Below are 7,025 nucleotides of genomic sequence, written 5' to 3' on the forward strand. Positions count from 1 at the left end.
CTTCACCCACAGGACCACGGATCGCTTGAGGACATCACGCTCCATCCGTAACTCCGCGACTTCGGCGCGGAGCCGTTTCAACTCGGCGACATCATCGCGGGATAGGCCGCGGCTGCCGTCGGCCTCGGCGCGCGCACGAGTCACCCAGTTACCCAGAGTGCCCTCGTTCACGCCGAGGTCACGGGCAACCTGCGCGATCGGCTTGTTGGTCTCTTCGACGATCCGGACAGTTCCCTCACGGAACTCCCGGTCGTACTTCTTCCGCTTCTCCGGCATCTCGATCCAAATTGTCGATGCCTCCACGGTCCGGGGGGAACCTCAAACCGGGAATGCGCGCACATGATCACCAGCACCGGCAGCAACGTGCGGGTGCCGTCCTCGAGCAGGATCTTGCGCGGCGGGAACCACAGATCGCATTGCGCGACATCCCCCGCCGACCACGACAACCGGTCCGCCGGGTCGATCGGTTGATGATCAGCCCGGACCCGGTTGACGTTGTCGCGGAACCACCGGATCGACCCGCTCCAGCCAACCCGTTCGGCGATCACCGTGGCCGGCATGCCCAGGGTCTCCGCCAACAAGGCCCGGACCCTGCTCTCGAACGGCGTGAACGACGTCGCTGACGCGGCACGCTCATACTTCGGCGGTCCCGACGAAGCCACCGCCTTGACCACCGTCGTCCTCGAGATCCCCAACTTCCTGGCGATCTCAGCCTTGGCCACCCCATCGGCAGCCAACCGCCGGATCAACGCCCAGTCCTCCATAGTGATCACTCTCCAATCTCAGAGGGTGTTCACTTTTCAAGCGCCGAAACTGTTCAGTTTTCGAGCACCGTCGACAGTGTTGGTTGGATCGCGGATCCTGGTCAATTGCGGTGAGCATGAGCGCACCTTCCCGAACCAGCGCGTCAACGCCGGTCCCGATCAGAGCTACTTGGACTTCAGTTCTTCCTCGGGAAGGTGCGCTCCCTCACGTCACCCCGCCGAAGGCCATCCACAGGTTCTGATCATTGCTCGTCGAGGAGACCGCACCGGCCCTGAGCGCCTGAGCTGTTACAGACGCATCCCGGCCTGACGGATCAGTCGCATGACCGCCTCGGCATGGTCGTTGAGATAGAAGTGTCCGCCCGGGAACCAGTGCGCGGCATACTCCCCGGTTGTGTGGTGCCGCCAGGCCTCGACCTCGGCCGGCGTCACTTCCGGGTCTTGGACCCCGTTGATTGTCGTGATCGGCAGGGGCAACGGCGTCCAGTGGTGAGGGTGTCGATAGGTCTCGGCCGCCTTATAGTCGCCCCGGACGGCCGGCAAGACAGTGCGCATGAGTTCTTCGTCAGAGAACAACTCCGGCGCGGTGCCGCTCATCCTCTGCAGCGTCGCCAAGAGTTGGTCGTCGGTGCCGAGGTGGACGTCCTGGCTCACCCGCGCCGCCCCCGGCGCCCGCCGCCCGGACGCGATGAGCAGAGCGGGAGGGCGACCGAGCCGCATGAGGCGCTGCGCGACTTCGTAGGCGAGCGTCGCTCCCAGACTGTGGCCGAAAAGGATGATCGGCCGGTCGAGCACGTCCGCAATCTCCTCGACCACGCCGTCGGCAAATGCGGTCACCGACTCCAGACACGCCTCATTGCGACGGTCCTGTCGTCCCGGGTACTGCAGGGCGCCGACCTCAAAGGCGGAGCTGAGCTGGCGGGAGACGCCGAAGAAGTAGCTCGCCGAGCCTCCCGCGTGCGGAAAGCAGATGAGCTGGCGGGTGGCCTCGGGGCGCGGGTGAATGCGACGCAGCAGGCCGGCGTGTCCGGCGCGGAGGTCGACCTCATCGAGGGGCATGGGACCGGCACGCGACTCGGCGACCCGATCGAGGCCTAGGCTCTGCTGAACACCTACGGCCAGGGCCGCTCTGCGGATCGGCCCGCCTGGCTCGGCTCGATCAAATCCAATCTTGGGCACACGCAAGCGGCGGCCGGCGTCGCCGGCGTCATCAAGGTCGTCGAAGCGATCCGTCACGCCACTTTGCCGCCGACGCTGCACGGCGAAGAGCCCTCTGCCGAGGTCGATTGGGAGTCGGGCGCCGTGCGTCTGCTGACGCGGGGGCGCCCCTGGGAAACCACCGACCCGCGCCGCGCGGCCGTGTCGTCCTTCGGGATCTCGGGGACCAATGCCCACGTCATCATCGAAGAAGCACCGCAGTGGGAGCCTGCGCCAAGCAGCACCGGCGCCCCGATGGCGACCTTCCTCGGCTCTCCGACGCCATTAGTGCTCTCCGCGCGTGCGCCCGAGGCCGTCGATGACTATTGCGATCTCCTCCTGGGCCGGCTGCAGGCATCGGGGTCGGATCCGTCGGGAGGGGCTGGCATCGCCTCGGCCATGGCTCGGCGCGCCACCCTGCCGGACCGGCTCGTCGTATGGGGACGGGACGCTACCGACTTGGCATCCGCCCTGGCTGCGGCACGCACTGGCACCCCCGGCTCCTATCGGCGTGGCCGGGCACCGAGCACCGGCGCGGTGACGCCGCGCTGGTGGTTCGGCGACGACGTCGCGCGGCTGCGGGCGATCGCGGATCAGCTGGCCGGGGGCTTCCGAATGGGAGGCGACTCTCGACGCGGTTATCGCGGAGGCAGGGTTCCCAGACATCCAGGGGGACGGTCCGGTCGCCGGCATGCTCGTGCAGGTGGCGCTGAGCCGCGTGTTGGAGCGCATCGGCATGCGGCCTCGGGCCGTTGATGGAGCTGGCTTCGGCCTGGTGACGGCCGGCGTGGTTGCGGGCGTGCTCGACCTCGCGGCCGCATCCGACCTTCTCACCGGCACCGCGCCGGTGGGGTTGAGGCATCGTCGATCGGGGGTCAGCCTTCCGGCAGGGGGGGAGACGCTCGCCTCTTGGGCAGGCGTCGCCAATGCGTCGGCGATCCCGGCACCGGTTTGGTCGAACTCGCCTTGGCGGCGGGCCAGATTCTCGATCGCCCCACGCTCGCGGAGCTGACAATTCACGCTCCCCTTGTCGTCGCGACGCCGGGCACGGCCCTCCAAGTGGTCGTCTCCGATCCAGCGTCGGACGCCCCGGCCGTCACGATCTTTGGGCGCGAGCGCCCCGACCTGGGCTCCTGGACGATGCACGCGGAGGGCCGGTTGGCGGCAGCGCGGACCATGGCGGAAAGCAAGGTTGGCGCGCCCGGTCCGGCAGCGCAAACGCTTCCCGTCGACGATGTGTATGCCGTGTTGACCGACCGCGGCTTCACCTACGGCCCGGCATTCCAGGCGGTGACGGCAGCGTGGCGCGAGGGTTCGGATCTGGTCGCCTCGCTTGACGTCACCGGGTTGGATTTGGCGTCCCACGTGGTCCACCCCGTGCTGCTCGATGCGGCAATGCATGTCCTTGCCGTGGGTGGTCTTGGCGCCGCCGAGACACCGGACTCCGCGTTGGTGCCATTCGTGTGGTCGGTTGTCCGGGTGGGGCCGGCCGCTCGGGCGACCAGGTCACCGCGAGGTTGTCCCCGGCGGACGGCATGGCCAATGCCATCCGCATCACTGTGATCGACGCGGCCGGCGATCTCGTGGTCGCGGCCGACGAGGTCGTTCCGCGTCCCGCCACCCGGGCGTCGCGCGATCTGTGGCGGGTCGGCTGGCGGCCCACCCCGATGCCGGTCCCCGCCTCGGACGGGCAGGTGATCGTTGTTTCCCCCGTGCTTCCCGAGCAGGTGGCCGCCGGCCGGTGGACGCCGTCGCTGGCGCCGTGGACGGGCGAGCCCGCTGATGTGGTGCTCCTGCCGCCAACCGGATCGGAGTCCAGCGCCGGTGCGCAGGAGGCGGCGGCCTGGACGCTGCGCGAACTGGGAATCCTGGCCGGGCAGAGCCGGTGGCAGTCTGTGCGTGCCGTGATCGTCACCGGGTCAGCGCGATCCGTTGCGGAGGGTGACGTCAGCACGATCGAGCACAGCGGAATCACCGGTCTGGTGCGGGCCGCGCAGGGCGAGCAGTCTGGCCGGTTCCTGCTGGCCGACTTCCCCGCTGGCGCAGACGTGAGCCTCGCCGCCGACCTCATCGGCTCGGACGAGCCCGAGGTGGCGGTGCGTGCCGGCTGCGTGCACATATCGCACTATGTGCCACTGCCGCCCCCCTCGCCGCGTCCCCCCGCTCGCGAACTCGGCCAGGGAACCTGTCTGATCACGGGCGGGACAGGGGGGCTGGGTCGGCTGATCGTGCGTCATGCCGTGACCTCCTGGGGATATCGCCGACTCGTGCTGGCCTCTCGCAGGGCGCTGGCCGCCGCCGGAATTGCCGACCTCACGACGGAACTGCGCTCGCTGGGGAGCGAGGTGCGTGTTGTCGGCTGCGATCTGGGCGACCCCGCGGCGGTGCGCCGCCTCGTGGCAGAGATTCCGGACCTCGAGGCGGTGGTCCACGCCGCCGGCGGGTCGGCCAACGGCCTGGTCTCCGATCTGAGCGCGGGCGATCTCTCGGCCGCCTGGCGGGCGAAGGCAGACGGAGCCTGGGCGCTCCATGAGGCGGTCGCGGATCGCGAGCTCGCGGCATACGTCCTGGTGTCGTCGGCGGGTGGTCAGGTGATGGCCGCCGGCCAGGGGTCGTATGCCGCGGCCAACACCTTCCTCGACGGCCTCGCCAAGGCGCGACGGAGCCAGGGTCGGGTGGCCACCGCGGTCGCCTTCGGGCTGTGGCGCACCCAGACGGGACTGAGTTCGCTTCTGCGGGAACAGGATTGGCGACGTCTGGAGGAGGGTGGCTTCCCGCCGCTCGCACCTGAGCACGCCCTCGCGCTCCTCGATGAGGCGGTGGCGAGCGGCGCGCCAACCGTGACCGCACTCCGGATCGATCGGGCTGGCCTGCGCACCAGAGTGGAAGTCCCCGCCCTGGTGCGAGACCTCGTGCCGCGTCCGCGGCAGACCACGGCGAGGACCACGTCGACAACGCTGTCGGTCGGAGGACCGGCCGTGATTTCCTCCACCGACGGTCGCCTTCGACAGCGCCTCCCTGCACGAGCTTGCTGAGGTTGTGCTCTCGAGGAGCCAGCTGAACGCCGAGCCGGAGCCGGCCAGGCCGGCGGGCACGGCGAGCGAGCCGACACTCTTCTCGATGTTCACCGATGCCATCCGGCTCAACCGGATGGCCGATGGGATGGCGCTGCTTCGGGCGGTCGCGGCTCTGCGTAGCACCTTCACTGCCGAGGATCTGTGGCTACGACGGCCCAGGTCCTCGACGGGTGGCTGCGCGAAAACGGGCGGGCCCGTCTCACGCCGGCCGCCTGAGGGGCCTCGTTCACGCCAGCCCCGCGTATGCCGAGAGGCACGCGAGCGCTGCCCACGTCACCGCCGTTCCCGGGTCACCCGGGCGTACCCGCGCCCTCGCCTGGGCGAGGCCGGCCGCGGGGGTCTCGCCGCGGCATACGGCCTCGTGCACTGTCCGCGCGATCCACCCGCTCTCGGCGTCGGGCAGGGGGATGGTGGCGGCGACGACCGTCTCGATGTCGTGCTCGGCCAGGGTCGGGATCGCGCTGACCAGCGCGCTGTCAGTGACGCCGCCGCCGAGGGAGCAGGCCGCGAGGTAGAGCAGCCGGATGGCGCGCCCAGTGCTCCCTCGACCACGGGCAGCGGCCAGGACTTCGGTCAGGGCGACCGGGCCGTCGTCGAGGTGGATCTGGGACTGGAGCGGGTTGTCCCACCGCAGGCCGGCGTGCGCGGCGAGGTGGATGACGTCGGCGTCCGCGAAGGCGGCGACGACGTCGGTGGCGCGGCGATGGGTCTGGCCGGCTCCCCACACGGCCAGAACGTCGGCGGCTTCGGCGTCCGCGCCGTCGAGGCGCGGCCCGACCGCCACCGCGACGCGCGCCGCGCTGCTTCCGAGGGGGCCGCGGGCCGCCCGCGGAGTCCCGGTGACCGCGAGCGAGGCGATGGTGACCGGCCGGTTCCACAGGGGTGGCAGGGACGAGAGCAGCGTCGATTCGAGGCCCCGATCGAGGGCCAGCGTGATGGCCTCGTCGTCGGCGAGGTCGGCAACCACGGGCCACAGGCGCTCGCCCAATTCGCACCCCAGCGTGGTCGCCGCGGCGAGGACGGGCGGCGTCCCCCCGCCGGTGGCAATCCGGGCGATAGCCCGGCCGAGCTGGGCGAGGTCGTCCAGGAGGTCGCTCCACGAGCCGAGTGGGGTCATCCGGGTCGTCCCCCGGGCGTGCGCGAAAGCGACCGCTCGGTCGGCGAACCGGGCGATGGCGATCAGCGGGGTGCCGGTTGCGGCGGCGACATCGGCCACGCCATGGGCGGCGCGGGCCGGCGACCCGGCGACGGCCGACCACTGGGCTTGGCGCAGGGCGCGCTCGACCTCCACGAACTGCGCCGACAACGACACCAACGTCGCCGCGTCCTCCTCCGCCGAGGTGAGGCGCCTCGCCAGGTTGCGCCAGTGCGCCCGCAACTGCTCGGCGGCGGCGGTCTCGGGCAGGGGGATCGCGGCCGGCGCGGGCGGCCCCGCAGCAAGGCGTCCAGTTGCCGGTGTGGCGCATCGTGCTCGTTCAGTTGCCGCGCGAGCTGCTCGAAGCGGATCCGCCGCGCCGAAATCCGTTGCCGCAGATCCGGCGCCGCCGCCACCGCAGCCCGCTGATCGACAACCTGCAAGGCCGACGCAATCCATTGGGCGGCCCGCTGGTGCTGACCGTCCAGCAGATCCATCCGGGCTTGGGCTTCCAGGGCGGCCACGGGGTCACCGTTGACGATCGTCGGCACTCGGGCCCAGCGCGCCCGGGCCGAGGCGAGGTCCCCGCGATCTCGGGACGCCGCGGCAGAGGTCAGCCACGCGTTCGCGGCGTCGCGGGGTAGGCCGGCCGCGGTCAGGATCTCGGCCTGCTCGGCGAGCAGATCCGGGTCGGGATCGGGTGTCAGTCGCAGTCGCTCGACCAGGGCGATCGCGGCCCCGGCCGTCCGACCTTGCGCGCGATACAGCTCCTCCGCCTGCTGCAAGAAGGCGTCCCCGCCGGGCTCGTCTCCATCCGCGATGGCGAGGCGGGCCGCCGAGACCAGGGCGTCC

At 70.8% G+C, this 7,025-nt stretch carries 8 protein-coding genes and 1 pseudogene; 4 read left to right on the top strand and 5 right to left on the bottom strand.

Annotated elements, in window-relative coordinates:
- From BN13_RS17010 to BN13_RS17020, 3 genes are all read right to left on the bottom strand, one after another.
- A partial coding sequence (locus BN13_RS17010) for a transposase (protein WP_048549355.1) occupies positions 1-276 on the bottom strand: 276 nt, incomplete at its 3' end.
- Positions 168-764, bottom strand: coding sequence for a helix-turn-helix domain-containing protein (locus BN13_RS20995; RefSeq protein WP_201329110.1), 597 nt, complete (start codon positions 762-764; stop codon positions 168-170). The genes BN13_RS20995 and BN13_RS17010, both read right to left, overlap by 109 nt.
- A gap of 288 nt (positions 765-1,052) precedes the next feature.
- Entirely contained in the window at positions 1,053-1,823 is a 771-nt protein-coding gene (locus tag BN13_RS17020; RefSeq protein WP_048549356.1) for a thioesterase II family protein, read from the bottom strand.
- Here BN13_RS17020 and BN13_RS20830 point away from each other — a divergent pair.
- The 4 genes and pseudogenes from BN13_RS20830 to BN13_RS17035 all read left to right on the top strand — a co-directional run.
- Positions 1,788-1,967, top strand: a pseudogene (locus BN13_RS20830) (hypothetical protein); the annotation flags it as partial. The gene BN13_RS17020 and the pseudogene BN13_RS20830 sit on opposite strands and share 36 nt — an antisense overlap.
- A 39-nt stretch (positions 1,968-2,006) precedes the next feature.
- Positions 2,007-2,717: a ketoacyl-synthetase C-terminal extension domain-containing protein gene (locus BN13_RS17025; RefSeq protein WP_048548381.1), complete on the top strand. Its 711-nt coding sequence runs from the start codon at positions 2,007-2,009 to the stop codon at positions 2,715-2,717.
- A gap of 153 nt (positions 2,718-2,870) precedes the next feature.
- Entirely contained in the window at positions 2,871-3,524 is a 654-nt protein-coding gene (locus BN13_RS17030) for a polyketide synthase dehydratase domain-containing protein (RefSeq protein ID WP_162199994.1), read from the top strand.
- On the top strand, positions 3,497-4,996 hold the full coding sequence (locus BN13_RS17035) for an SDR family NAD(P)-dependent oxidoreductase (protein ID WP_048548385.1): 1,500 nt from the start codon (positions 3,497-3,499) through the stop codon (positions 4,994-4,996). Before BN13_RS17030 ends, BN13_RS17035 begins: the two co-directional genes overlap by 28 nt.
- Before the next feature lie 268 nt (positions 4,997-5,264).
- Here BN13_RS17035 and BN13_RS17040 read toward each other — a convergent pair whose 3' ends face one another.
- The gene (locus tag BN13_RS17040) at positions 5,265-6,155 is read right to left on the bottom strand and encodes a CHAT domain-containing protein (protein WP_235434171.1); all 891 of its coding nucleotides are present in this window, start codon (positions 6,153-6,155) and stop codon (positions 5,265-5,267) included.
- Between the two features lie 62 nt (positions 6,156-6,217).
- On the bottom strand, positions 6,218-7,025 hold an 808-nt coding region (locus tag BN13_RS20505; RefSeq protein ID WP_048548388.1), incomplete at its 5' end, for a hypothetical protein.

The sequence above is a fragment of the Nostocoides jenkinsii Ben 74 genome, assembly GCF_001046875.1.
GTDB classification, from domain to species: domain Bacteria; phylum Actinomycetota; class Actinomycetes; order Actinomycetales; family Dermatophilaceae; genus Nostocoides_A; species Nostocoides_A jenkinsii.